The following is a 25,790-nucleotide window of genomic DNA, read 5'->3' as shown; positions in this document are numbered from 1 at the left end:
TAAATGGCCAACTTTGCACCATACTCAATTCATGAAGACCGCTTGTTTAGTGCTGATAGCAAATTAAGAAGCATCAGTCGTGATTTATACGCGTCGATAAAAGATTTACCCATTGTTAGCCCACACGGCCATACAGACCCTCGTTGGTTTGCTGAAAATAACAATTTCTCCAATGCGGCTGAATTGCTGATTATTCCAGACCATTATGTTTTTAGAATGCTCTATAGCCAGGGTGTTAGTTTAGAGTCATTGGGGATTAAGCGTTTAGATGGTGGTGCAGTTGAAAGCGACTACCGTAAAATTTGGCGGTGTTTTGCTAAACATTATTATTTATTTCATGGCACGCCGTCACGTATGTGGATGGATCACGTGTTGTGCAGCATTTTTGGGTTTGAAGTTGAATTAACTGAAGATTCAGCTGATTTCTTTTACGACCGTATCAATGAAATTTTAGCCAGCGATGAATTTAAACCTCGTGCTTTGTTGGAAAAATTCAACATTGAGTTATTGGCAACCACTGAAGGTGGTTTAGACGATTTAAAATACCATGCGCAATTAAAAGGCACAGGCATAGATAAAACCGTTATTACTACTTTCCGTCCAGACGACATTGTTGATCCTGAAAGCGGAAATTTTGCACATAACTTAACAAAACTTGCTGATATAACAGGTCAAGACTGTGCTAGCTGGCAAGGCTATTTAGCTGCAATTCGTGACCGCCGGGCATTTTTCCGTGAGCACGGCGCAACAGCCACCGACCATGGTCATGCAACCGCGAAAACAGCTGATTTAACTGCAAGTGAATGTGAGCGTTTATTTAGTCAAGTTCGTTCTGGTAACTTCAGCAAAGAGCAAGCCGAATTATTCCGTGCACAAATGTTAACCGAGCTTGCAGGCATGAGTTTGCAAGATGGCATGGTAATGCAAATTCACCCTGGTGTTTATCGCAACCATAATGGCCAAGTATTGCAAAATTTTGGTCGCGACAAGGGCGGCGATATTCCAGTACAAGCTGAATTTGTGCAAAACATGGCGCCGCTGTTAAATAAATACGGCAATTCTACGGATTTGCGCATTATTTTATTCACCTTAGACGAAACGACTTATACGCGTGAGCTAGCGCCTTTAGCGGGTCATTATCCTGCACTTAAATTAGGACCTGCTTGGTGGTTTCATGATTCGCCTGAGGGCATGTTGCGTTATCGCCACTCAATCACAGAAACAGCAGGTTTCTACAATACCGTTGGTTTTAACGACGATACCCGTGCGTTTTTATCTATACCTGCGCGCCATGATGTTGCTCGTCGTATAGATTGCCGTTTCTTAGCGCAAATGGTCGCTGAACATAGAATTTCTGAAAGTGCCGCTTTTGATTTGGCGCATGATCTTTCTTATCGCTTAGCAAAAGAAGCTTACCAAAATACCAAGACGTCAAAATAAGAGGTTACATATGACAGATTCAAACAAAATGTTTTCTTTAGCAGGCAAAGTTGCATTAGTAACAGGCAGTAGTCGAGGTTTAGGCCGTGCATTGGCGCTTGGTTTAGCAAATGCGGGTGCAAAGGTTGTTTGTAGCAGCTCAAAAGCTAACGGTTGTGATGAAACCATTAAATTAATTGAGCAAGCAGGTGGTGAAGCTATTCAAGTTGCAGCTGATTTAAATGATAGCGACTCAGTTAAAGCTTTGGCTGAAGCAGCGCTTGCATGGCAAGGTCAAGTCGACATTTTATTAAATAACGGCGGCACAATTGCGCGTTTCCCAGCGGTCGATTTTCCTGAAGACGAATGGTTAAAAGTAATTAACGTTAACTTAAATTCAGCGTTTTTATTAAGTCGTTTAATTGGCAAAAGCATGATTGAACGTGGCCAAGGCAAAATTATTAATATCGCGTCTATGTTGTCTTATTCTGGCGGTATTACAGTGCCAGCATACACAGCCAGTAAACATGGTATTGCAGGTGTAACCAAAGCATTGGCTAACGAATGGGCGATTAATAACATTCAAGTAAATGCAATTGCACCTGGTTATTTTAGAACTGATAACACCCAAGCTTTGCAAGACAACCCTGAGCGTAATCGTGATATTGAAAAACGTATTCCTGCGGGTCAATGGGGTGAGCCTGATCAATTGGTTGGTGCCGCGGTATTTTTAGCATCAAGCGCAAGTGATTATGTCAATGGTCACGTATTAGCAGTTGACGGCGGCTGGTTAGCCCGATAAGTATTGGAGTAAATAATGACAATTAATTGTACAACCCGTTATGCAATTGGCCGTAACGAAATTAAAACCTTTGATACTCAGCAATTTAGAGATGAATTTTTGTGTCACAACATTATGACGCAAGACGAAATAACCCTAATTTATACTCATTACGACCGTTACATTATTGGTGGGGTTGTACCTGTCAATGAAGTACTCAGTTTAACTGCAATTGACGAAACTAAGTCTGAGCACTTTTTAGATCGCCGTGAGTTAGGTGTGGTTAATGTTGGTGGTTTAGGTGTAGTAACAGTTGACGGTGTTGAATATCAACTAGAAGCAAAAGAAGCTTTATACGTAGGCCAAGGTAACAAACAAGTGACATTTGCCAGTGCTAATAAAAATGCGCCTGCACATTTTTATTTAAACTCAGCGCCAGCACATAAGGCTTTTCCAACTAAAAAAGTCGGTTTGGCTGACGCGAATATTCTTGAATTAGGCAGCTTAGAAACGTCTAACCAAAGAAGAATCCATCAATTGTTGGTTAATGGTGTAGTAGAAACTTGCCAATTACAAATGGGCATAACGTGTTTGCAGCCAGGTAGTGTATGGAACACTATGCCAGCGCATCAGCATGATCGCCGTATGGAAGCTTATTTTTATTTTGAAATCCCACAAGGGCAAGCTGTCTGTCATTTTATGGGTGAACCGCAAGAAACGCGTCATATCTGGGTGGCAAATGAACAAGCTGTGGTTTCTCCTCCTTGGTCAATTCATTCTGGTTGTGGCACAGCTAATTATTCTTTCGTTTGGGGTATGGCAGGTGAAAACTTGGCATATGACGATATGGATATTCATGCTCCAACTGAACTTCGCTAGTTGTCGTGTGTGTTGGAGGCAGTTGAAGTGATTCGCTGCCTCTTTTTTTGGGGGATTTATGAACTGGTTTAAAACAGTTTTTTGTTTGAGCTTTTTGGTGGTGTTAACGTCTTGTGGCGGAGAACAGCAAAAAGTTGTACTCAGAATGGGCCACACGCTCGATACTGAGCATAGTGTTCACAAAGCTATGGTACATATGGCCGAGCGTTTGCAACATTACTCAAATGGTGAAATGGATGTTGTGATCTATCCAAGTGCCCAACTGGGTAACGAACGTGAGATGGTTGAGTTATTGCAAATTGGTAGTTTGGCTATGACTAAAGTATCTGCCGCAACCATTGAAGGTTTTGTTCCTGAGATGAAGGTGTTCAGTTTGCCGTATATCTTTCAATCGCGCGAGCATAGATGGCGTGTACTTAATGGCGATGTTGGACAAAACTTGTTGAACGAAACCCAAAAAGCGCATTTAGTTGGTTTAGGTTATTACGATGCGGGTAGTCGAAGTTTTTATATGACTGATACTCGGGTTAAAGAGCCTAAAGACTTAACTGGCAAAAAAATCCGTGTGATGGAAAGCCAAACCGCAGTAAAAATGGTGCAAGCGTTTAGTGGTGCAGCTACACCTATTTCGTTCGGTGAGCTGTACGCCGCACTACAGCAAGGTGTTGTTGATGGCGCTGAAAATAACCCACCTTCGTTTTATTTGTCACGTCACTACGAAATCAGCAAATATTATATTCTGAATGAGCATACATCTGTACCAGATGTCATTGTTGGTAGTGCACATGTGTATAACAACTTAACAGAGCAACAACAGCTTTGGTTAAAAAAAGCAATTCAAGATTCAGTGGAATATCAAAAACAGCTGTGGCTTGAAGGTGAGTTACAAGCACTCGCTGAAGTTAAAAAAGCAGGGGTTGAAGTGATATACCCAGATAAAACGCCTTTTATCAACGCGGTTCAAGATTTCCATGCAACTTTTAAAGGTACACGCATCGGCCAGTACCTTGAGCAAATTGCATCAATGAATGAGGGCAAATAATGAATTCTGTTACCTCGCATGTAGAAAGTCTATTAAAAAAATTGCTGGTGGCTTTAAGCGCACTCATTGTAGTTATGGTGACCTGGCAAGTGATTTCACGATACGTATTACAAGCACCTAGCTCAGTTACTGAAGAAGCTGCTCGTTTCTTACTTATTTGGATCAGTTTGTTTGGTGCTGCATATGCTTATCAAACAGGCTCGCATTTAGGCTTAGATATTCTAGTTAACAAACTATCGACAAAAGGCCAAGCCGTTGCCGGGATATTTTCTCATTTGTGTGTTGTTGGCTTTGCACTTAACGTTATGGTGTTTGGTGGGTTTTCATTGGTTGATTTAACCATGACACCGATTCAAACATCGGCAGCATTAGAAATAAAAATGGGCTACGTATATTTTGCGGTGCCTCTATCGGGTTTGATTATTGTGTTGTTCGGCATCAATAAAATCAAACAATTAGCATCACAAATATGGGGGCAATAGGCATAGCTATGGATTATTCAGGATTAGTTTTAGTTATTACGTTTTTTGCCCTGTTGCTGCTTAATGTACCTATCTCATTTAGCATTGGGATCGCAACAGCCGTGACTATGTTATTTACTATAGACTTTGCGCCTGCAGTGACTACGGTCGCACAAAGGTTAGCTGGTGGCGTAAATAGTTTTGTTTTGTTGGCTATTCCATTTTTTGTTTTATCAGGTTTGATTATGGGGCGTGGTGGTATCGCCAAACGCTTAATTGAATGTGCTATGGCATTAATTGGTTTCTTACCAGGTGGATTAGCATTGGTTAACGTAATGTCATGTACATTGTTTGGTGCCATTTCAGGTTCGGCTGTGGCGGCAACGAGTGCAATCGGCAGTTTTATGATCCCGCAAATGGAGAAAAACGGTTACGACAAAAACTTTGCCGCGGCAGTCACTTGTACCTCGGCAACAACGGGTATGTTAATACCACCAAGTAACATTTTGATTATCTACGCTGTTGCAAGTGGTGGTGTTTCAATTGCTGCATTATTTGTCGCGGGTTATCTACCTGGTATTCTGGTTGCGCTAGCATTAATGTTAGTGTGTGCGGGTTATGCAAAAGCAAAAGGTTACCCAACTGCAGCGCGTCTACCATTTAGTGTTGTATTTGAAAAAGTTAAAGCAGCATTGCCAAGCTTATTACTGATATTTATCGTGATTGGCGGTATTATTTCAGGGGTCTTTACTGCAACTGAAGCAGGCGCAATCGCTGTAATTTATTCACTCATTCTATCTGTCATTGTCTATAAAGAAGTTAAGATGAGTGAAATGTCTGAAATATTGCTTAAATCAGCTGAAACCACCGCAATTGTTATGTTGTTGATTGGTGCGTCATCTGCAATGTCGTGGATAATGTCTTATGTGAATATCCCGCAAGCCATCAGCGAGTTTTTATTAACGTTAAGCGAAAATCCATTACTGATTTTGTTGTTAATCAATATTTGTTTGTTGGTGATTGGCGCATTTATGGATATGACCCCTGCGGTATTAATTTTTACGCCAATCTTTTTACCTGTTGCTGAAGCATTAGGTATGTCACCCTTGCATTTTGGCATAATGATAGTGCTTAACTTATCTATAGGCCTAGTTTCACCGCCTGTTGGGTCGGTACTGTTTGTTGGTTGTGCAGTAGCAAAAACCTCGATTGAAAAACTCATTAGGCCGCTTATCCCATTGTATATGGCTATGATAGTGGTATTAATGTTGGTGACATATGTGCCTGCTATAAGTGAGTTTTTACCCAATTTATTTGGTTTAGGGTAAGGTGTGACTATGATTTATGTGATTATGGGCGTGAGTGGCTGTGGTAAAAGTAGTGTAGGTACACAGCTAGCGGAAAAGTTGCAATTACCATTTTTTGATGCCGATGATTATCACCCACAAAGTAATGTCGACAAAATGTCTGCAGGCATTGCGTTAACTGACGAAGACAGATGGCCTTGGCTGCAAAAGCTTAATTCCGAAATGCAGCAATGGCAGCAAAACGGCGGAGCCGTGTTAGCATGCTCGGCACTTAAGCAAGCTTATCGTGATTGTTTAGCCGATAACCTAGCACAGGCGGTAACTTTTGTATTTTTAAAGGGGGACTTTGCAACGTTACTCAGCCGCCTTGAAAGCAGAACTGGCCATTTTATGAAGTCAGACTTGTTAATGTCGCAATTGGCAACGCTCGAAGAGCCTGAACATGCACTCGTTATTGACATTAATCAGTCGTTAGAGGCAATCGTTCAGAATATTATCAAGGAAATATAAATGAGTTTTACTATCCACCAGACGGCTCAAGCAGGGCTAATTGACGATACTCAGCTTGAACATATTATTGACCAATATATTAGCCAGCGTTTAACTAATGCGAAAAAAGTATTGTTGTTGCCGCCCGACTTAACTAGGTTTCATTCAAAAGCCGGATTTATTACCAGTTACTTGTATCACAACTTAAAAGATCGCTGTGAAGTTGCAATTATGCCTGCGTTAGGCACACATGATCCTATGACGGATGCTGAACTCGATATGATGTTTGGTGCGGATATTCCTAAGTCGGTATTTCATCCACATTACTGGCGTAAAGATGTAAAAGTTGTTGGGCAAATTACTGAGCAGCGAATTAATGAACTGTCAGACGGCAAGCTGAATTACACTATGGATGTTGGGGTCAATAAACTGTTATTGGATAACGATTGGGACGCGATTGTCTCCGTTGGGCAAATTGTGCCGCACGAAGTAATTGGTATGGCCAACTACACCAAAAATATTCTAATTGGTGTTGGTGGAGAAGATACCATTCATAAGTCTCACTTCTTGGGAGCAGCTTATGGTATGGAACGTATTATGGGACGCATTAAAACCCCAGTTCGTAGTGCCTTAAATGAAGGGTTTGACCAGTTTTTAAGTCATTTGCCGATTGATTTTATTTTAACCGTTTTGGGTAAAGAAAACGGCCAACTGGCTTTGAAGGGTGTGTTTTGTGGTGATGAATATGCAACCTATGAACAAGCTTGTTTGTTAAGCCAACAACACAACCTTAATCTACTCGATAAACCGATTAAAAAGGCCGTTGTGTATTTAGACCCGACCGAATTTAAAACCACTTGGTTGGGGAATAAAGCTATTTATCGCACTCGTATGGCAATTGCGGACGGGGGCGAACTGATTGTTTTAGCCCCAGGGCTAAAACGTTTTGGCGAAGATATGTCGATAGATGGGTTAATTCGCAAATTTGGTTATAAAACGACCGACGAAACTTTGGCCGCGATTGAACAAAACCCTGATCTGAAAAATAATTTGTCCGCGGCTGCACATTTAATTCATGGCACCAGTGATAATCGTTTCACCGTGACCTATTGTCCGAAAGATGCGGTCAGCCAAGCAGAAATTGAGCAAGTTAATTATCAGTATTGCCATTACGATGAGATGATAAAACGTTATCCAACTGAGCAATTAGAAAATGGTTGGAACACGCTGCCAAATGGCGAGGAAATTTTTTACGTTAGTAATCCTGCACTTGGATTATGGACAACCAAAGAGAATTTTGAGAATAAGTAGGTTGTTGTATGCACAATAAACATATTCATCTGGACATTGTTGGTGGTATTGCAGGGGATATGTTTATCTCGGCTATGATTGATAGCCAACCTTGGCTTGAAGCTATTGTCATGGATGCTGTGACAAAAGTTATCCCAAATAATGTTGGGCAAGCAAGTATTGCAGCTGGTTTGAATAAAGGCATTAGTGGCTTGCAGTTCAAGTTAAAATTACATCAGCATACCCATGACCATGACCATGACCATGACCATGACCATGACCATGACCATGACCATGACCATGACCATGACCATGACCATGACCATGACCATGACCATGACCATGACCATGACCACCATCATGATCCTCGAACGACTTATCGCGGCATTTGCCATATGCTAGCGCACAGTGAATTAGCCCCAGAAGTTGTCGAAATCGCCAAGTCAATTCTAACCATTATTGGCAAAGCAGAAGCGAAAATTCACAATAAAACCTTAGATGATGTTCATTTTCACGAGTTGGCAGATTGGGATTCTGTAATGGATGTTGTTGCGGTCGCCAGTATTTTGCACGCGTTATCAACTTGTGTATGGAGTATATCCAAACTGCCGATAGGGGGAGGATTGGTTAAAACCGCCCATGGAATGTTGCCTGTACCTGCGCCAGCGACGGCTGAAATATTGCAAGGTTTTACTTTTGTTGATGACGGTATTCATGGAGAACGCATTACTCCAACCGGAGCAGCTATTTTAGCTTATTTGCGTCAAGCCAACTTATTTGCCGACAAAACAGTTTCGACTTTAACAGCTACAGGTTATGGGCTTGGTACTAAACAGCTTAAAAATATGCCGAATATATTACGGGCATTAGTGTTTGAAGGAGCTGATGCACCACAAACGCCGTTGAGTATCGAAGTGATTGAATTTGACATCGATGATATGACAGGTGAAGAAATTGCTTGTGCGGCAGACAAAATTCGCCAATTATCAGGGGTGATAGATTTGGTTTGTTTTACAGCCAAGGGCAAGAAAAACCGACCAGTTGAATGTTTTCGGGTGATGGCAGATTCATACGCGCTGCAAGATATAATCTCAGAGTGTTTTCACCAGACCTCGACCATCGGCTTGCGTCATTACAGTGTGAATAGAAGCTGTTTAAAACGAACTCATAATAAAGTGGATGGTTTGAATGCCAAAACGGTTGAACGCAATGGCTACTCAACCACCAAAATAGAGCACGACGAAATTGAACCATTGGCAACTTTACAGCAAAGACGTCAGGCAAAATTTTCGCGAGAATTATAGTCAATGAGTGGTAATGATATGTTTGCAACAAACGTAAAATTTATGCCCAAAGGGTTGCAAGCTAAGCTAAATAATTTGCTTGAGTTTGCAAATCAATTTGCCTCTGTATCAGTCGCGTTAAGTGGCGGTGTTGATAGTATGTTGCTTACTTATGTATTACATCGCTATTCAGCTAGTCATGTTAATGCTGTGCACGCAGCTTCACCAGCTGTGCCTAAGTCTGCGTTACAACGCATTCAAGCTTATTCAAGCAAACATCAATGGAACCTACGCATTGTTGATGCCAAGGAATTAGACAATCCAAATTATCGTAGCAATCCGGTAAATCGCTGTTATTTTTGTAAGAGCAGTTTGTATCAGCGTATCGGCAAACATGCCTGCGACGTTATTTTTTCTGGGACAAACATGGACGACCTTGGTGATTATCGTCCAGGATTAATTGCGGCAGCCGAGCACAAAGTACATCACCCGTATGTCGAAGCAAATATAAGCAAAGTCGAAATTTATCAGTTGGCTAAATATTTTGGATTAACTGACTTGCAAGCGCTTCCCGCACAGCCGTGTTTAGCCAGTAGAATTGAAACGGGCATTAGCGTAAGCGTGGCTGATCTTGAGTTTATCGATGAAATGGAGCGGTTAGTCCGCTCAAAGCTACCAAAGTTGGACAATATACGTTGTCGTATTACCCACAATGGGGTTGTAATAGAACTGGCCAAATTGCCAGCTGAGCCTTTGTTGTCGGCGGTGATTCAACAAGTTACACAGGCTTGTTTAATTAAAGGACGCGTTTTTGTTGAAGTGCGCGAATATCAAAAAGGTTCGGCATTTTTAACTGAACAATCAAATCAATGGACCCAGATAGAAATTAAGCAGGTAAGTTAAGTATGAGTAATTTTATTTGGGATGCCGAGCGGAAAACTCGCACAGGTGTGGCAGAAGCCGTTTTTTGCCAAGGTAAGTCTAATTCAGATTTACAAGCGATTGTTGAACACAACCTAGCGGAACAAAAAGCATTGTTGATGACACGGTTATCCAGCGAGCAATGGGCTACCTTGTCGCCCGAAATTCGCCAGCAACTTGACTATGATCTGACCTCTAAAACGGCCATCGCAAATCTAGAACCTATTGTTCAATCCAGCAAGCAAGTTTGTATTGTGTGTGCTGGTACTTCAGATGTTTCGGTTGCAACTGAAGCTCAGCGTACGCTTAGGTTTAATGGAATCGAAGCGCCGCTGATTGCTGATGTAGGGGTGGCAGGGTTATGGCGTTTGTTAGATAACATAGAGCAAATTCGCCAGTACAAGATCATCATTGCAGTCGCTGGAATGGAAGGCGCATTATTTAGTGTTCTAGCTGGTTTAGTTTCAGCTCCCGTCATTGCGGTGCCCACTGCGGTTGGTTACGGCGTTTCTGCCGATGGACAAGCTGCACTCTCTAGTGCGCTGGCGTCGTGTGCGCCTGGAGTGATGACGGTCAATATCAATAACGGTTTTGGTGCCGCAGCCGCAGCGGTGAAAATTGTCCGCCAATATACTTAAAACCAATTTCTATAACCATTTAGTTTAGGTTGGCAGCGTGTTTGATTTTTGCGTGCTATCTTTAGTTATTAACCAGAGTGCAAGGTTATTAGATTCGTTGAATGGATGCTAGCTGATATTTAAATTTGTTAAGAGGTTGCTATGGCGTTACCACAAGTTGTTAAAACTAAACGAGGGTTTTTGGCCGCAGTATTCGCGTTTATTTATGTTGCTTTTTTCAACCAAATTCACGCCCAAACGATTAACTACTACATAGAAGAAGTTGCGCTGCAAGAGTATAACAAGCGCATTTTGCAGATGGCTTTAGCCAATGTGGATATGCAAGGCGTTACACTTAATGCTGTGACCGACAAGTTATCTCGTGAGCAAGCCTTTACCCAAATGGATAGAGGTGACATCGATGTGATGTGGCTGAACACTAGCCAAGAACTTGAAGATAGATTTATCCCTGTGCGTGTCCCTATGTTTAAAGGGTTAATGAGTTATCGAGTTTTAATGATACGCCAAGGCAATGAATCTCGTTTCGCAGATGTGAATGACTTTCAACAGTTTAGACAGCTAAAAGGTGGTGTCGGGCGTTTTTGGACAACAACTAAGGTATTTAAAGCAGAGAATATCAATTCAGTATTAACCACCAAAGCGACCAATTTGTATCCTATGCTTGAGGGCGGGCGTTTCGATTATATTCCACGGGGGGTGATGGAAATTGCCCCTGAGTTAAAAAAATATTCGAATTTACCGTTGGCGCTGGAAAAAACCTTATTATTACATTTGCCGACGGCGGTTTATCCTTTTGTCAGCAAATCTAATCCCAAATTAGCGGTGAAAATTGAAGAAGGCATGCTTAATGCGATAGATAGCGGCGAGTTTGATGCTTATTTTAAAACGACAAGTCAGTATCAAGATACGTTAAAGATTATTAGCCAATACAAATGGAAAGTCATTCCGATTAACAATCCCATTTTGCCGAAAGCGACACCGTTGTCTAACAAAAAGTTGTGGGTCGATTTTAGTCAATATTTACAATAACCGAATTAAGGAAATCTCTGGGTGATAAAAATAATAATAACCTTGTTGTGCACGTTTATTTTAGCGTTCAATCCGCAAGTCAAAGCCGAAACAAAATCGTCTAGCAGCGGCTACCTTTGGGTAGCAGCGTTAGATGCTGGCATTTATGCTGCTAAATTTAACCAAGATACTGGCAAACTAACTGATATTAAACAGGTAGAAGACAAACACAATGGTTATTTCATTGCCAAACACCCTGAATTTAATATTGTTTATTTAGCCGAGCGATTGCAAGCAAGTAGTCGTATTCATACCTATCGTATTATCCAAGACGGCCATTTACAGCATTTAAGTAGCTTAGACGGCTTACCCGAGGGTATTGTGCACATTTCGGTTGATAATCAAGGAAACAATTTAGCCGCGGCCTATTACAAATCCTCTTACATTGGAATTTATCAATTAACTCAAAATGGCCAACAGGTGTCTGTGCGCTATCAAAATCAGCACATTGGAGCGAGTGTCCATAGCCGACAAAAAGCACCACATCCGCATTGGTCAGGGTTTTCTCCCAATGGTCATTTTGCTTATTTTGCTGACCTAGGCTCTGATCACATATGGGTATATCAAATAAATCCACACAATAATACGGTTAATCTTGTGCAAAAAGCACCTGCGCCAGCGGGTTCTGGCCCAAGGCATATTGCCTTTAATCAAGCTTTTGATTTAGCGTATGTAAGTGATGAATTACGCGCACGGGTTAGTCTGTATAAGGTTAGCCAAAACGGTGGGAAATTGAGCTATTTAACTTCTACCAAACCTTTGCCTGAGTTGCAGCACGAAGCTTGGTTTAATGTTTCAGACATTAAGCTGCACCCAACTGGTCAATTTTTGTATCTAGTCAATCGAGGGTTTGATCAAGTGTCGGTATTTAATGTTAATTCGTCAAACGGAACGTTAGATTTTGTTGAACACGAGCCAGTGCGCGGAAGTATTTCGCGACATATCAATTTTGATTCCTCAGGCAAATGGGCGCTTGTTTTAGCAAAAGAAAGCAGTACCGTCGCCATTTTTAAAGTTAATGTGCAAACTGGCGCCTTAACCTTCAATAAACCAGTGTACAGCATACCTACCCCTATGGCGGTTGTGTACTAGACTGTTCACAATTGAACTTGATTTGATTGAAAATGCAAAAAAGTTGTTACTTTATTGGTGACGAGTCAATTTGTTGTCTATGCTTTAACTCAATTAGCTGTTGATCTCTCCATTAGTCTGTTGGAAAAAACCTATGTTAAAAAAATTAAAACTACTAAAAAGTAAGCTATTAATGATTTGTGCAGTGCCACTAATTGTTATCGCTTTTGTTTTGACATGGAGCATTGTTAATGAGATGGAATCGTTTAAGCAAGAACAAGTTAAAGCTGAGCGCGAAACCTTGTTGGCGCAGAAAAAAAATGAGCTTAAGTCTTTAGTATTGCTTGGTTTGTCGGCAATGAAAGAAACCTTGCAACAGCCCCCTTCGGAGCAGCGCGATCAGGCAATTGTCAATTTTGTATACAATTTTAATTTTGGTGAAGGCACATACTTTTTTATAAACAGTTATGATATGTATGCGATAGCCAATGGTCGTGTAGGTCCGCGTCCGCCCAAAAAACTTAATATTGATCCAAGCAAACATCCAGGCGGAAAACATCCACTTCACGACATGCGCGACGCCGCCAAAAGAGGAGGTGATTTTGTTCAATATACCGCTTTTAAAAAGCTTGGTGATAAAGAGCAAGCGCCCAAGTTAGCCTATGCGCAAAATATTCCTGGCTATGAGTGGCTGCTTGGAACAGGCTATTTTATCGATGATATTGAAGTTGCGGTACAGAAGAAAATTAATACTTTTGACATGACGCTTGAGCGTTTGCTTAGCAAAACGGTTATCGCGAGTGCGACCGTATTAATTTTGTCTTTAGTTATGTCAGTGGTGCTCATACGAAAAGCATTGCAACCTTTAGATAATATGAACGAAGCACTGCAAGATATTGCGCATGGCGATGGTGATTTAACCCACAGGCTTAAAGTTGAAACAGACGACGAAGTCGGCCGCTGTGCCAGTTCATTTAATGATTTTTCGGAAAAAATTCGCCGAATTGTCACGATTGTCAGCCAAGAAGCGGCCACCATTAATAATTCAACTTTATCACTAGATCAGTCATCACAAACTAGCTTAAATTTAGTGCAAGAGCAGCGAATAAAAACCGAATACCTAACCCAAGTTATCTATGAAATGGTCGCCAGCGCACAGGAGATCACCAACAATGGTAACAAAGCGGCTGAAGCCGCACATGTTGCCAACGATGAATCGAGAAAAACCGCTCAAGCGTTGAAAGATGCAGTAGATAAGTTGCAGCAACTCAATTTAGATATCAACAAATCATCTCATGCAATGAATGAATTAGAACGGGAAACAGATTCGATTGGCTCAGTATTGCAAGTGATTCAACAAATAGCGGAACAAACGAACTTGTTGGCGCTTAATGCTGCAATTGAGGCGGCAAGGGCTGGGGAACAGGGGCGTGGTTTTGCCGTGGTTGCAGATGAAGTCCGCACGCTAGCTAGCCGCACACAAAACAGTACCGAAGAAATTAAGGTAATGATTGAGAAATTACAGACGGGTGCGCAAAATGCAGTGGCAGCAATGGAAATCAGTAAACGCTCCAGTGTTGAAGCACAAGAAGTTGCTGAAGCCTCTAGTCACTCGTTAGAAAAAGTAAATGAGTCAATAGAAGTGATTAACGAAGTCAACTCAGTTGTTGCAACCGCAGCATCGCAGCAAATGAGTGTTACCGAAGATTTAAATAAAAACCTACATGCTTTGTGTGATTTAACTGGTCAAACGGAAGACGAAGTGAAAAGCGTCGCTGGTACCAGTCAAAACCTTAAAGACAACGCAACCGCGTTAAATCGCGAGATGGACAACTTTACTGTGTAATCACAGGCACAGATTTGTTGTCATTGTACAAACGATATATGGTGATTAAATTGGTTATAATCACCATTATCTCCAACAAGGTCGCCCCAACCGATTGTACAAATAAATTGTGTGTTAACCAGCTAACCGCCCCCAAAATAAAAGCGATGCGCATTGGTATGCCTTGCAAAAAGAATACTGCGTAAGTACCAAAGCATGCCCCAGCAATTGCTAGCAAACTGATGGGAGTAGTATATAAAAGTACGCCCCAAAATACATTTGCACAAATAAATACAATACCTAACCAAGCTTTTGAATAACGAACCGAAATAATTGTACGAATTAAACTTAATGCGTTTGCGGCTACCGCTGTATAAGCGCCCAATAAATAAAAATGAGTAGTTTGGCAGCCAAATAAAAAACATAAATAAACTTTAAGGTGCTGATCATTTTTTTGTAAAAATGCACAAGCGCCGATCATAAAGCTTAATATGCCGAAAGCTTGGGCTATGTTGAAATCTAACATCATATTCGTGTTTACAGTCAATTCGCTCGGGGCAGCAGTATAAATTAAAAACAAGACTAATACCTTTGTAGATATGTCCATATATGAACTTTTATAGATTGATAGATCTTTTGGCCTTACCACCTACCTCTTTTTCTTTATTGTATTGACTCAGTCTGTGACTAAAGTTATTCTTTGTGGTTTGGTGGTAAGGCCAATTAAACTGAGGACTACAATTATGAAGTTTACTAGATTCATTCGATTAAAGGCTGCGCAGACAGCTGCGGCAATCGGTCTAGCTTTATTTAGTGCAATAACTATACACACTCAAGCTGCTCAGCCTTTACACACAAGCGCAGGACAGCAACTGTTAATTAACCATGATTGGCAGTATTTAGAAAACAATACTGAAAACGCAAAACTAGCGTTGAAACAAACAGACTGGCAAGTAGTTGATTTGCCTCATTCATGGAATGTGCACGATAGTATTGATGCAATACCAGGGTATCGTCGCAGCGCAAGTTGGTATAAAAGAAATTTGGTAGTCAACCAAGAGCAAGCTGCCAATACGATAATTTATTTTGAAGGTGCAAATTTTGAAACTGACCTATATGTTAATGGCCAGCATGTTGGCCAGCATGTGGGTGGTTATTTGGGTTTTGAATTTAATATTTCAAAATATTTAACTGACGGAGATAACCAATTATTAGTCAGGGTGAGCAATGCATACAATCCAAATTTAATTCCGTCACAAAAAGCTGACTTCTTTTTGCATGGCGGTATTACGCGCGATGTGTGGATTAAACACCTACCAACAACCTATATTGACGATGTGCAAATTGATATCCCGCAAGTCAGCAAGGCATCTGCAACAACACAAGTTAAGATTGAGCTTAATCAAGTATCACAACGCCAAGCGTTGCAAGTGCAACTGAAATTGCTTGACCCAAATAAACAAATCGTTCAACAGCAAACCGTGCAAGTCAAGCAAAAGCAGCTTGTCGAAATCGCGTTGGCGCCAGTGATTGAACCAATGTTGTGGTCGCCAGATGCACCTAACCTATATCAGGTACAAGTCGATTTATTAGACGAAGGTAAACGGGTACATAGTCAAACTGAAGTGATTGGTTATCGTTGGTTTGAAATGCGCCCTCATCAAGGCTTTTTTGTAAATGGTGAACCAGTGTTAATCCGTGGTACACATAGACATGAAGAGCATTCTGGTTTTGGTGCTGCTTTACCGAATGAGCAACATCGTAAAGATATGCAAATGATCAAAGAAATGGGCGCTAACTTTGTCCGTTTGGCGCACTATCCACAAGATCCCGAAGTATATAAAGCGGCGAATGAGCTCGGTTTAATTTTATGGGATGAGTTGCCTTGGTGCCGCGGTGGTAAAGGTGGAGTCGAGTGGGAACAAAACACCGAACGTTTATTGCGTCAACAAATCAAACAAAACCGCAACCATCCAAGCATTGCATTTTGGTCATTGGGCAATGAAATATATTGGGAAGAAGATTTTCCAGGAGGTGGCCGAGAAGAAATCGTCTTACCTTATCTAACTAAGTTAAATCAGTTGGTTAAAGCGTTAGATCCAACTCGCATGACCACAATACGTAAGTATTACCCAGGTGCGCATGTGGTTGATGCATTTTCTCCTTCAATTTGGGCTGGATGGTATGGCGGCGCTTATGGTCAATATGAAGTGGCGATAAAAGATTCAATGAAAAAATATCCGGCATTTTTGCACATGGAATATGGCGGCTCTAGCCATGTTGGACGTCATGTAGAAAATCCAATTTCTAAAGACGGTATTTTAGATGCGCAGGTATCTGTAGAGGAAGCAATGAACCAAGCTGTGGTAAAAAGCGTTGCTAAAGACTCAGACTGGAATGAATCCTATATGGTTGATCTATTTGATTGGCACTTAAAGGTTTCAGAATCGACCGCTGGTTTTGCTGGTAATGCTCAATGGGCTTTTAAAGATTTTGGTACACCTTTACGACCGCTAAACCCAATACCCTACATGAACCAAAAAGGTTTAGTTGATGCATCTGGCAAACCTAAAGATGCTTATTATGTGTTTAAGAGTTACTGGGCAAAAGAACCATTTTGCTATATAGAATCAAAAACATGGACGCACAGAAATGGACCCAAAGAAGGTCGACCTGTCAGCGTGTATTGTAACACCGAATCGGCTGAGCTTTGGCTAAATGGTGAAAGCTTAGGAAAAATCACTAAAGATCCAACTAAGTTTCCTGCTGGCGGTTTAGTTTGGCAAACCCCTTTTAAAAGCGGCATAAACAAGTTGGAAGTAAAAGGCTATAGCAAAGGTAAAACAGTGGCAAAAGATGAGTTGCAAGTTACTTATGTCGTTGGCAAGCATGGCAAATACGACCACATAAAATTAACTCAAACTAAACTTGAAAACGGCAATGTATTGATCACAGCCGAGGCTAGAGATGCAGATGGTAATCGAGTGATCGATTATTCAGAAAAAGCGCATTTTTCTTCGATGGAAGGAAATGGTTATCTGTATGAAAACTATGGTGTACCGGGCAGAACTAATGGAATTCAAATGGCAAATGGTGTTGCATCAATTGAATTTAAGCCTGGAGATAAACCGGCAACTATTGAGTTTAGAACGCAAAATATTAAAGGTGTCTATACAGTTGTGCAGCCACTGTAACAGCAATTAAATTTTAACTATGGCCAATCAAATAGATTGTTTGTTTGGTCAAGTTGTGTCAAAATCGCTCAGATCAGAGCTTGTAAAGTAGGATTTTTGGTATGAAAGATAAATCAGATATTGGCCTAGTTGGTTTGGCTGTAATGGGTGAAAACCTAATTTTGAATATGGAGTCAAAAGGCTTCACTGTTACCGCGTATAACCGCAGTTATGAAAAAGTTGAAAAGTTTTTAACTGGGCGAGCTGAAGGCAAAAACATCCGTGGCGCTCGCGATATTGAAGAGCTAGTCGCCTCTTTAGAAAGCCCTAGAAAAATTATGCTAATGGTAAAAGCAGGCCAGCCAGTAGATGACTTTATTGAACAGCTTGTACCACACCTAGACAAAGGCGATATCATTATTGATGGTGGCAACACACATTACCCAGATACAAACCGCCGTGTCCGCGCGTTAGCTGAAAAAGGTATTTTGTTTGTTGGTTCTGGTGTATCAGGTGGCGAGGAAGGCGCATTAAAAGGTCCATCGATTATGCCTGGTGGTGCAAAAGACGCATGGCCAGCAGTTAAAGATATTTTCCAGTCTATCTCGGCAAAAGTAGCCGATGATAACGGCGAATTAACCATACCATGTTGTGATTGGGTAGGTGACGAAGGTGCTGGCCACTTTGTGAAAATGGTGCACAACGGCATTGAATATGGTGATATGCAATTAATTTGTGAAGCTTACTACCTGATGAAGAATCTATTGGGTATGGATGCAGATGAAATACACCAAGTATTTGCACAATGGAATGAAACTGAATTAGATAGTTATTTAGTTGAAATTACCCGCGATATTTTTGCATACAAAGATGAGAATGGTGAGCCTCTCGTTGAGAAAATTTTAGATACAGCTGGGCAAAAAGGTACTGGTAAATGGACGGGTGTTACCGCACTAGATCTTGGTGTGCCATTAACTTTGATTGCTGAATCTGTGTTTGCACGCTGCATTTCTGCCCAAAAAGCACAACGTGTTGAAGCAGCTAAAAAAATTAATGGCCCACAAATTGCCTTCAGCGGCGACAAAGCTGCATTTATTGAAGACTTACGCCAAGCCTTGCTCGCGTCAAAAATTGTATCGTATGCCCAAGGTTACGAGCTTATGAAAGAAGCTGCAAAAGAATTTGATTGGCAACTAAACTATGGTGGCATCGCGCTAATGTGGCGAGGCGGTTGTATCATTCGATCAGCATTCTTGGGTAACATTAAGGCAGCGTTTGATACCAACCCAGATTTAAACAACCTATTGTTAGACGACTATTTCTGCAAAACAGTGACAGACGCGCAAACAGGCTGGAGAAATGTAGTTGGTCAAGCTATCGCAAACGGTTTAGCTGTGCCATGCTTAAGCGCAGCATTAACGTATTTTGATGGATTCAGGACAGAACGTTTGCCTGCAAATTTATTGCAAGCACAGCGAGACTTTTTTGGTGCGCACACTTACGAGCGTATTGATACACCACGCGGGGAATTTTTCCACACTAACTGGACAGGTCGTGGTGGGGACACAGCATCAACAACCTATGATGTATAAATCTTTTATCTAACTCATAACAGACAAATAACGGAGAGGCTAATATGTTTCGAACAGGCGTATTAAGTGCATTGGTTGCGTCTTTGCTACTGGGTTGTACTACAACCAGCGAAGAGAATCATTCAACAAAAGCTGTAGAGTCACAGCTAGAAAATAGAACGACATTTGCGCGTTATGTTCCAGAACGTAAAGATGATTTTGCGTGGGAAAATGATTTAGTTGCCTTTCGAGCATATGGCCCAGCTGCGCGTAGTGGGGCTGAAAACTCAGGTGTTGACTGTTGGTTAAAGCGCGTTAACTACCCAATTGTAAACAAGTGGTACAAGGCGCACTTTGAAAAGGGGCAAAGCTACCATGAAGATCACGGAGAAGGTTTAGATAACTACCATGTTGGCTCTAGTGCTGGTTGCGGTGGCACCTCATTATGGATCAATGATCAAAGAGAATCGTTAGAAACTTGGGTTCGTTGGGAAATGGTCGAACAGTCAACGGCTAAAACCAGTTTTAAACTGTATTACGAACGTGAGATTCAGGGTAAAACTTACCAAGAAGAAAAACTGATCACTATCGAACTTGGCGATCGCATGTTTAATGTTAAATCAACCTTCTTTGTGGATGGTCAACCTGCAGCCAATTTACCAGTAACTGTTGGTGTAACCACACATGATGAAAAAGCAACCACGGCGACCAATAAAGCTAAAGGCTGGTTAGCAGCATGGGAAGTGATGGATGGCTACGGTTTAGGTACCGCGGTAGCTGTAGATCCTGCAAAAATTAAGTCTTTCAAAACCATTTTAAGCAATGGTGTTTATGACGCTGGTCATGCGCTGATACTTCTAGAAACCGATAGCAAAGGTCAAATAGAATATCGAGCGGGTTATGGTTGGGAAAAGGCTAACGAAATCGTTACTTTTGCTCAATGGCAGCAGTATTTAAATAATCACGCTTGGGCGAAATAAACTAAAATGGAGTAAAAAATGAGTGCATTAGTTGTAATTGGTGAAGCCATGTTGGAGCTTCGCGAAAAAGATGCTTCCTCATTGCACAAATCTTTTGCAGGTGATGTGCTCAACACAGCGGTATACGCTAAGCGATTTAACCAACAGCAATCGGTTGAATTTATGACAGGTGTTGGCAATGATAACTATAGCCAACAGCTTGTTGAGCAGTGCAAACAACACGGGGTTGGAAGCCAATACTGCTGGCGACATGATACCGCCAACATTGGTATTTATAGCATCAGCACGGATAATACAGGTGAACGATTTTTTACCTATTGGCGAAAAGGTTCGGCTGCTAGCAAAATAATCGATTTGTTAGATGCGCATACAGATCTTGCTTTTGCAGCGGGTAGCGTTATTTATTTTAGCGGTATATCACTCGCCATTTTATCTGACCAAGATAAAAATAAGTTTTTGCAATATATTCAAACTTGGCAAGAACAAGGGCTAACCATCGCATTTGATCCAAATTATCGAGCGCGGCTATGGCGAGATAAGCAACACGCGCAAAGCTATTTCGACAAGTGTTACGCATTAGCTGATATTTTACTACCAGGTTTGGATGACCATATGACCCTTTATGGTCATAACTCACCAGCAGAAATAGAAGCTTACATAAAACCTTTTGGGTACCAAGAGTTAATAATTAAATCGGGTAAGGCGGGTGTGTTTGGTTTTGCTCAAACTGGTACTTGTCACGTGCCGTTTAAAGCTGCAGCAAAACAAGTTGATGCAACCGCTGCTGGTGACTCATTTGCCGGTACATATATGGCCGCTCGATTGCGAGGTGACTCGGTAGAGCAATCAATAATACATGCGTGCGATGTTGCGCGTGTGGTAGTACAGTTCCCAGGTGCAATTCTGCCTGCGGATGTCAATTTGGCAGATTATACCTAACCATTTTTAAACGTGAGATACCTATAAAGCCTGCTCCCCGTTTGTCTGTCGGCTTGTATCTCACGTTTTTCTTCTCTCAATTATTTAACCTGAACTCGGGGTAAGCAACTCGCTTTCTAGAGGCTATTTTTCATCGTCAATTCAATATATTAGCTAACTTGTTGTCGCGAGTTGAGGTTATTTAGTTTTTTTTGTTTTGTGACTGAATGTGCACTAAAATGTTTTATTATGACGTTTTGTGGTGCAAATGTTCATATTCGAAACAGTAAAGCCGCGTTTGCTCGTTATAATGTCGATCGGCTTGGTGCGGTAGCTGTTATTGAGCATGCCTCTAACAGTTCAAAGCAGACAGGTGAGTCAGTTAACAATATTCAATGGTAAATATTATGTCAGACACAATCAAAATGGTTAAACCAGGTGTCGCTACTGGTAGCGACGTACAAGCATTATTGAGCTATGCAAAAGCAAACAATTTTGCATATCCTGCTGTTAATGTTGTCGGGAGTCACTCGGTAAACGCGGCATTAGAAACCGCGCGTAAAGTCAACTCTCCAATTATTATTCAACTTTCAAACGGTGGCGCAAGCTTTTTCCTTGGTAAAGGCCTTAAACTTGATACACATCAAGGATTGGGTTCTGCGGTGGAAGGTGCGGTAGCAGCGGCTAAATACATACACGCAGTAGCTGAGTTGTATGGCGTGCCGGTTATTTTGCATACTGACCATGCAGCGAAAAAATTATTACCTTGGATTGACGGGTTAATTGAAGCCAGTGAAAAGCATGTGCAGCAAACAGGCAAGCCACTGTTTAGCTCACATATGATTGATTTGTCAGAAGAGCCGCTAGAAGAAAATATAGAAACATGTGCTCAATACCTAGCAAAATTAGCTAAATTGGATATGGGTTTAGAAATTGAATTGGGTTGCACAGGCGGTGAAGAAGACGGCGTCGACAACACAGGAATAGACAGCTCAGCTTTATATACCCAGCCTGAAGACGTTGCATATGCTTATGAGCAGTTGAGTAAAATTAGCCCTAATTTCACCATAGCAGCGTCGTTTGGTAATGTGCATGGTGTGTACAAGCCAGGTAATGTTAAATTAACCCCGGTTATATTGAAAAACTCGCAAGAATACGTTTCAAAGCAGTTCTCTTTAGAGCACAACAGCTTAGATTTTGTTTTTCATGGTGGTTCAGGCTCGTCAGCTGCAGAAATTAATGAGGCCATTGCATACGGTGTCATTAAAATGAATATCGACACTGATACACAATGGGCTACTTGGGATGGTATTAAACAATACTACCAAGCGAAAGAGGATTACTTGCAAACACAAATCGGTAATCCAGACGGCGATGATAAGCCAAATAAAAAGTATTATGACCCGCGCGTTTGGTTACGTTTGGCGGAAGAGTCTATGGTTAAACGCCTTGAGCAATCTTTTGCAGAACTCAATTGCGTAAATCGATACGTATAGGGAGCAAGCAATGAAAAGATTAATTCCTGCACTAAGAGCAGATGGAGTGCCACTTGAGCTGATTATGGTGTTAAGAACCATATTGGCTGCAAGTAAAGAAATTTCGTTTCGAGTTAGCCAAGGTGCACTTTCTGGTGTACTTGGCTCTACCTTGGATGAGAATATTCAAGGTGAAACGCAGAAGAAGCTGGATATTCTTTCAAACCAACTTCTCAAAGATATGCTGCTTAATTCGCCTGATGTGCGCTCAATTGCTTCAGAAGAAGAAGACAATGTTGTTGCTGGCAAAGAAGGCGCTGCATATATAGTTGCATTTGACCCATTAGATGGTTCGTCTAACATTGATATCAATGGCCAAATTGGCACTATATTTACTATATACGCTGCGCGTGATGATGTGCCTGCTGATTCACCATTGCAATTTGCACAGCCAGGGTCTGCTCAACTTGCGGCAGGCTACGTGTTATATGGTCCGTCGACTATGATGGCATTAACCACGGGTGGGCCAACACGGTTATATACGTTAGATCGCACAAACGGCAGCTATTTGTTAACCCAAGAACAAATGCAAATTAACCCTGACGCATCAGAATTTTCAATCAACATGGCAAATCAAAGGTTTTGGGGTGCTAATACACAAAACTACATTGCCAACTTACTTGCAGGTGAAACTGGCCCGCGTGGTAAGCGATACAATATGCGTTGGAATGGCGCTATGGTTGGTGATGTACACCGAGTATTGCAGCGTGGTGGTATTTTCTTATACCCAGAAGATAGCAAAAATCCACAACAGCCAGCCAAGTTACGTTTGTTATACGAAGCAAACCCAATGGCAATGTTAGTTGAAAATGCGGGTGGTAAAGCTGTTGCAAATAACCAACGTATACTAGATATTCAGCCAACTTCACTACACCAGCGTGTTGCTGTGGTATGTGGTGCTGCTAACGAAGTCGATGCCTATCTAAATAGTTAATAAGCTTTTAGTTAGGCTGAAAACTAACAACGGTAAGTGGGAGTTTGCGCTCACTTGCCGTTTTTTTTACCCGCTGTTTTACCCCTGCTTAAAAACAAGTCATCCATTGTCAATATACAGGTTAATTGGTTTAAGTGACCGGTGGTCTTTTGTATTTAACTGATTATAAAAGAATTTATTCTATTTTCAAAAGGTCGCAGAGCAAGTTTATTTTGATGTGTAAGGTTCTACTTTTAACCAGAACGTTTTAATTAAAGGAACAAGGCGGCGTTAGGAAGAATGGAAAGAAACTTGCAGTTAAATTTATGTTGCGAGTATGTTTAATGATAACACTAAGGGTTGGAGCTTCATCGTGAAAAACACACAAAAAACAAAATTTAAATTAAAACCGATCGCTCAATGTTTAACGCTGGGCAATGTATACCCCACTTTGATGCACTTAACCCAAAGCAATTTGCCATTATGCACTACCTTAACCAAGGTGATTATTCTGGCACTGGATTCTTTCGGCACAAACCAACAGGTTATGAAAATATTCAGCAACACAACTTTGCACACTATCAAGCTGTGCAGCAAGACCAAGCCGTCGCATGGGGTAGGGCAGAAAAACAATATATAAATAGCAGTACAGATGAATACGAACTACTTGGCTCAATTGCCTACAAATCAAACCGGCTAGTGGTTTATCCCGGAACATTGTTACACTCAGGTTTAATTGACGAAACAAAAGATTTATCGACACAGCCAAAAAGTGGTCGATTGACTGCAAATATATTTGCAGCGTTTTAAAGTACAAAGGGGCAAACAATGGATGGGTAACGCCAATGTAGGTTGGGTCGAACGAAGTGAATCCAAACAATCAATCTACCTACGCTTGTGGCAATGCTATTTAAAAAGGCGATCTAGTTTTCATTTAATTTCTTTCCTTGAATATGTTTATTTATACAGTGTAATGCGCTTTCTCTCAGATTCAAGAAAATGAGCAATTTGCGTATGTTTCTCCTGAAAATAATTTATGTTGCTAAAGAAATAATATATCTGGCAAAGTGTTAGGGAATTTGTTAAAAATACAGCAAGTAGAAATATGCGCGCAGGTTGGGTAGAAAAATGCGCAAATCGCGCATGTATAAATTGTTACGGTGCAAGTTCTGGAAAAGTATTTCATAGCGTAAATTAACTGGCATTCATAAGCTGTGCCCAATTTTAAAGGTGCCAATTTAGGTGGCCAATAATGATTTACTTTAAGCGCAGTGCTGAAAGGCCGCGTTTAGATAAAAACAAAACATCTGGCGGGCTGTATCTCTGTAATCAAAATTCTCGCAGTCGTTTTGGTGGGCCAAAGGTGGCAGGGTATTCCCCATGCTGTAATGGTGTGGCATCCTTAGCCTGTAATAATTAACTATCGGCTGCGCTCAACGCTCCGCTACTATCGTTGTAGCAGGTTCAAACGGTTGCAGCCGTAACAAATATAGCCACGGGACGCCGCAAGCGGCGCCCGTGCTATTGGCGTTAGGTGCTTTGGTGAAAAATAGGTTTACTTCGGAATGGGAACCAACGCTTCTTTCAGAGGAAATTTTGGCCTCTGGCGTTTGGTTTTACGATGATCAAATTCCATTCAGTGCCAAATTGCTCAAGCAAAAATACGATTACACATCCTTTGATTTACCAGAAATAGAAGTGACGATTCACCCTTATAATCTAGATTACATCGATTACTCCATAAGTGATGAAGGCTTTATTTATTTCTGGCAATTTGAAGGACAGGAGCGTAAAAGTAAATCGCCTACATTTAGTACTTATTTCGCCGCTAGGGACCACATCAACTCCTACGGTACAAAATACGATATTTCATGGTAAGCACGCACCTAACAATCGCATAAACTCGCTCGCAAGCTCGCTGGGACAAAAACACGTAGGCTCCCTTCGCTTCGCTCTGTATTATAGCCTACGTATTTTTGCCCGTTATGCGGGCCGTTAGTGCGACAAGCGAAGCTTGGCGCATCTTACAGGGTGAAAGTCCCTGTCTGGTAAGGTCTAGCCAACCACCAGTATCGAGTCTTGCGTGTTGTGCGGAGGTTATGGATTATCGAAGATTCTCCCGTGGTGCGGCCACAAATAATTGAACAAGCAATGCGAAGCGTAGACAGAGAATAATGTAGGCCATAGGGGATGCTGTGTCCCTGAAGTGTTGAAATCGCTGCGAAA

Annotated in this window: 24 protein-coding genes; 23 read left to right on the top strand and 1 reads right to left on the bottom strand. The window is 41.4% G+C overall.

The genetic code is table 11. From position 1 onward, the window contains the following. The first annotated feature begins 3 nt into the window (after positions 1-3). The 14 genes from uxaC (at position 4) to DS2_RS20085 (ending at position 14,495) form a co-directional block, all read left to right on the top strand. Positions 4-1,440, top strand: a complete 1,437-nt coding sequence (gene uxaC, locus DS2_RS17540; protein ID WP_035016274.1) for a glucuronate isomerase — start codon at positions 4-6, stop codon at positions 1,438-1,440. Positions 1,441-1,450: 10 nt separating this feature from the next. Next, the gene (gene kduD / locus DS2_RS17535; protein WP_035016273.1) at positions 1,451-2,221 is read left to right on the top strand and encodes a 2-dehydro-3-deoxy-D-gluconate 5-dehydrogenase KduD; all 771 of its coding nucleotides are present in this window, start codon (positions 1,451-1,453) and stop codon (positions 2,219-2,221) included. Between the two features lie 15 nt (positions 2,222-2,236). Then, positions 2,237-3,079 (top strand): 5-dehydro-4-deoxy-D-glucuronate isomerase, encoded by an 843-nt coding sequence (gene kduI / locus DS2_RS17530; protein ID WP_035016272.1) that lies wholly within the window; start codon positions 2,237-2,239, stop codon positions 3,077-3,079. Between the two features lie 58 nt (positions 3,080-3,137). Continuing rightward, positions 3,138-4,121, top strand: coding sequence for a TRAP transporter substrate-binding protein (locus DS2_RS17525; protein ID WP_035016271.1), 984 nt, complete (start codon positions 3,138-3,140; stop codon positions 4,119-4,121). After that, positions 4,121-4,603, top strand: coding sequence for a TRAP transporter small permease (locus DS2_RS17520; RefSeq protein ID WP_035016270.1), 483 nt, complete (start codon positions 4,121-4,123; stop codon positions 4,601-4,603). Before DS2_RS17525 ends, DS2_RS17520 begins: the two co-directional genes overlap by 1 nt. 8 nt (positions 4,604-4,611) lie before the next feature. Further along, positions 4,612-5,910: a TRAP transporter large permease gene (locus DS2_RS17515; RefSeq protein WP_035016269.1), complete on the top strand. Its 1,299-nt coding sequence runs from the start codon at positions 4,612-4,614 to the stop codon at positions 5,908-5,910. Positions 5,911-5,919: 9 nt separating this feature from the next. Beyond that, positions 5,920-6,399, top strand: a complete 480-nt coding sequence (locus tag DS2_RS17510; protein ID WP_035016268.1) for a gluconokinase — start codon at positions 5,920-5,922, stop codon at positions 6,397-6,399. Further along, positions 6,400-7,689, top strand: a complete 1,290-nt coding sequence (locus DS2_RS17505) for a lactate racemase domain-containing protein (RefSeq protein ID WP_035016267.1) — start codon at positions 6,400-6,402, stop codon at positions 7,687-7,689. Positions 7,690-7,697: 8 nt separating this feature from the next. Then, complete coding sequence (locus tag DS2_RS17500; RefSeq protein WP_035016266.1) at positions 7,698-8,972, top strand: LarC family nickel insertion protein; 1,275 nt, start codon at positions 7,698-7,700, stop codon at positions 8,970-8,972. Positions 8,973-8,990: 18 nt separating this feature from the next. Next, positions 8,991-9,854 carry an ATP-binding protein gene (locus DS2_RS17495; RefSeq protein ID WP_051479979.1) on the top strand — a complete coding sequence of 288 codons (864 nt, stop codon included), beginning with the start codon at positions 8,991-8,993 and terminating at the stop codon, positions 9,852-9,854. A 2-nt stretch (positions 9,855-9,856) separates the two neighbouring features. Beyond that, positions 9,857-10,510 carry a nickel pincer cofactor biosynthesis protein LarB gene (gene larB / locus DS2_RS17490; RefSeq protein ID WP_035016265.1) on the top strand — a complete coding sequence of 218 codons (654 nt, stop codon included), beginning with the start codon at positions 9,857-9,859 and terminating at the stop codon, positions 10,508-10,510. Positions 10,511-10,651: 141 nt separating this feature from the next. Then, positions 10,652-11,539, top strand: coding sequence for a hypothetical protein (locus tag DS2_RS17485; RefSeq protein ID WP_035016264.1), 888 nt, complete (start codon positions 10,652-10,654; stop codon positions 11,537-11,539). A 21-nt stretch (positions 11,540-11,560) separates the two neighbouring features. Beyond that, positions 11,561-12,670 (top strand): lactonase family protein, encoded by a 1,110-nt coding sequence (locus DS2_RS17480; RefSeq protein ID WP_035016263.1) that lies wholly within the window; start codon positions 11,561-11,563, stop codon positions 12,668-12,670. 133 nt (positions 12,671-12,803) lie between these two features. After that, the gene (locus DS2_RS20085; RefSeq protein ID WP_051479978.1) at positions 12,804-14,495 is read left to right on the top strand and encodes a methyl-accepting chemotaxis protein; all 1,692 of its coding nucleotides are present in this window, start codon (positions 12,804-12,806) and stop codon (positions 14,493-14,495) included. Here the strand turns inward: DS2_RS20085 and DS2_RS17470 are convergent. Next, a complete protein-coding gene (locus DS2_RS17470; RefSeq protein ID WP_081754325.1) occupies positions 14,485-15,081 on the bottom strand; it encodes a YgjV family protein in 597 nt (198 codons plus the stop codon). The two genes, DS2_RS20085 and DS2_RS17470, sit on opposite strands and share 11 nt — an antisense overlap. A gap of 136 nt (positions 15,082-15,217) precedes the next feature. Between DS2_RS17470 and DS2_RS17465 the strand changes: the two genes are divergently transcribed. The 9 genes from DS2_RS17465 to DS2_RS17425 all read left to right on the top strand — a co-directional run bounded on the left by DS2_RS17465 (position 15,218) and on the right by DS2_RS17425 (position 25,442). Further along, entirely contained in the window at positions 15,218-17,668 is a 2,451-nt protein-coding gene (locus DS2_RS17465; protein WP_035016262.1) for a glycoside hydrolase family 2 protein, read from the top strand. A gap of 101 nt (positions 17,669-17,769) precedes the next feature. After that, a complete protein-coding gene (gnd, locus tag DS2_RS17460; protein ID WP_035016261.1) occupies positions 17,770-19,239 on the top strand; it encodes a decarboxylating NADP(+)-dependent phosphogluconate dehydrogenase in 1,470 nt (489 codons plus the stop codon). A 44-nt stretch (positions 19,240-19,283) separates the two neighbouring features. Next, positions 19,284-20,198, top strand: a complete 915-nt coding sequence (locus DS2_RS17455; RefSeq protein WP_035016260.1) for a DUF4861 family protein — start codon at positions 19,284-19,286, stop codon at positions 20,196-20,198. An 18-nt stretch (positions 20,199-20,216) separates the two neighbouring features. After that, positions 20,217-21,137, top strand: coding sequence for a sugar kinase (locus DS2_RS17450; RefSeq protein WP_035016259.1), 921 nt, complete (start codon positions 20,217-20,219; stop codon positions 21,135-21,137). A gap of 228 nt (positions 21,138-21,365) precedes the next feature. After that, the gene (locus DS2_RS20610) at positions 21,366-21,518 is read left to right on the top strand and encodes a hypothetical protein (protein ID WP_160168591.1); all 153 of its coding nucleotides are present in this window, start codon (positions 21,366-21,368) and stop codon (positions 21,516-21,518) included. Positions 21,519-21,523: 5 nt separating this feature from the next. Next, positions 21,524-22,612, top strand: coding sequence for a class II fructose-bisphosphate aldolase (gene fbaA / locus DS2_RS17440; protein WP_035016281.1), 1,089 nt, complete (start codon positions 21,524-21,526; stop codon positions 22,610-22,612). 10 nt (positions 22,613-22,622) lie between these two features. Beyond that, on the top strand, positions 22,623-23,585 hold the full coding sequence (locus tag DS2_RS17435; protein WP_035016257.1) for a class 1 fructose-bisphosphatase: 963 nt from the start codon (positions 22,623-22,625) through the stop codon (positions 23,583-23,585). Positions 23,586-23,984: 399 nt separating this feature from the next. After that, the gene (locus tag DS2_RS17430; RefSeq protein WP_051479976.1) at positions 23,985-24,374 is read left to right on the top strand and encodes a DUF6445 family protein; all 390 of its coding nucleotides are present in this window, start codon (positions 23,985-23,987) and stop codon (positions 24,372-24,374) included. A gap of 714 nt (positions 24,375-25,088) precedes the next feature. Continuing rightward, on the top strand, positions 25,089-25,442 hold the full coding sequence (locus DS2_RS17425) for a hypothetical protein (protein ID WP_152537638.1): 354 nt from the start codon (positions 25,089-25,091) through the stop codon (positions 25,440-25,442). Positions 25,443-25,790: the final 348 nt, after the last annotated feature.

Source organism: Catenovulum agarivorans DS-2 (genome assembly GCF_000568405.1).
Lineage (GTDB): Bacteria > Pseudomonadota > Gammaproteobacteria > Enterobacterales > Alteromonadaceae > Catenovulum > Catenovulum agarivorans_A.
The sequence above is the reverse complement of the archived record's forward strand: the minus strand, read 5'-3'. Positions and strand labels throughout refer to the sequence as shown.

What these genes read in the sequence shown, in the direction of transcription:
- uxaC (WP_035016274.1), top strand. Translation starts at nt 4, where the DNA reads ATGGCCAACTTTGCACCATACTCAATTCATGAAGACCGCTTGTTTAGT.
- kduD (WP_035016273.1), top strand. Translation starts at nt 1,451, where the DNA reads ATGACAGATTCAAACAAAATGTTTTCTTTAGCAGGCAAAGTTGCATTA.
- kduI (WP_035016272.1), top strand. Translation starts at nt 2,237, where the DNA reads ATGACAATTAATTGTACAACCCGTTATGCAATTGGCCGTAACGAAATT.
- DS2_RS17525 (WP_035016271.1), top strand. Translation starts at nt 3,138, where the DNA reads ATGAACTGGTTTAAAACAGTTTTTTGTTTGAGCTTTTTGGTGGTGTTA.
- DS2_RS17520 (WP_035016270.1), top strand. Translation starts at nt 4,121, where the DNA reads ATGAATTCTGTTACCTCGCATGTAGAAAGTCTATTAAAAAAATTGCTG.
- DS2_RS17515 (WP_035016269.1), top strand. Translation starts at nt 4,612, where the DNA reads ATGGATTATTCAGGATTAGTTTTAGTTATTACGTTTTTTGCCCTGTTG.
- DS2_RS17510 (WP_035016268.1), top strand. Translation starts at nt 5,920, where the DNA reads ATGATTTATGTGATTATGGGCGTGAGTGGCTGTGGTAAAAGTAGTGTA.
- DS2_RS17505 (WP_035016267.1), top strand. Translation starts at nt 6,400, where the DNA reads ATGAGTTTTACTATCCACCAGACGGCTCAAGCAGGGCTAATTGACGAT.
- DS2_RS17500 (WP_035016266.1), top strand. Translation starts at nt 7,698, where the DNA reads ATGCACAATAAACATATTCATCTGGACATTGTTGGTGGTATTGCAGGG.
- DS2_RS17495 (WP_051479979.1), top strand. Translation starts at nt 8,991, where the DNA reads ATGTTTGCAACAAACGTAAAATTTATGCCCAAAGGGTTGCAAGCTAAG.
- larB (WP_035016265.1), top strand. Translation starts at nt 9,857, where the DNA reads ATGAGTAATTTTATTTGGGATGCCGAGCGGAAAACTCGCACAGGTGTG.
- DS2_RS17485 (WP_035016264.1), top strand. Translation starts at nt 10,652, where the DNA reads ATGGCGTTACCACAAGTTGTTAAAACTAAACGAGGGTTTTTGGCCGCA.
- DS2_RS20085 (WP_051479978.1), top strand. Translation starts at nt 12,804, where the DNA reads ATGTTAAAAAAATTAAAACTACTAAAAAGTAAGCTATTAATGATTTGT.
- DS2_RS17470 (WP_081754325.1), bottom strand. Translation starts at nt 15,081, where the DNA reads ATGGACATATCTACAAAGGTATTAGTCTTGTTTTTAATTTATACTGCT.
- DS2_RS17465 (WP_035016262.1), top strand. Translation starts at nt 15,218, where the DNA reads ATGAAGTTTACTAGATTCATTCGATTAAAGGCTGCGCAGACAGCTGCG.
- gnd (WP_035016261.1), top strand. Translation starts at nt 17,770, where the DNA reads ATGAAAGATAAATCAGATATTGGCCTAGTTGGTTTGGCTGTAATGGGT.
- DS2_RS17455 (WP_035016260.1), top strand. Translation starts at nt 19,284, where the DNA reads ATGTTTCGAACAGGCGTATTAAGTGCATTGGTTGCGTCTTTGCTACTG.
- DS2_RS17450 (WP_035016259.1), top strand. Translation starts at nt 20,217, where the DNA reads ATGAGTGCATTAGTTGTAATTGGTGAAGCCATGTTGGAGCTTCGCGAA.
- DS2_RS20610 (WP_160168591.1), top strand. Translation starts at nt 21,366, where the DNA reads ATGACGTTTTGTGGTGCAAATGTTCATATTCGAAACAGTAAAGCCGCG.
- fbaA (WP_035016281.1), top strand. Translation starts at nt 21,524, where the DNA reads ATGTCAGACACAATCAAAATGGTTAAACCAGGTGTCGCTACTGGTAGC.
- DS2_RS17435 (WP_035016257.1), top strand. Translation starts at nt 22,623, where the DNA reads ATGAAAAGATTAATTCCTGCACTAAGAGCAGATGGAGTGCCACTTGAG.
- DS2_RS17430 (WP_051479976.1), top strand. Translation starts at nt 23,985, where the DNA reads ATGTTTAACGCTGGGCAATGTATACCCCACTTTGATGCACTTAACCCA.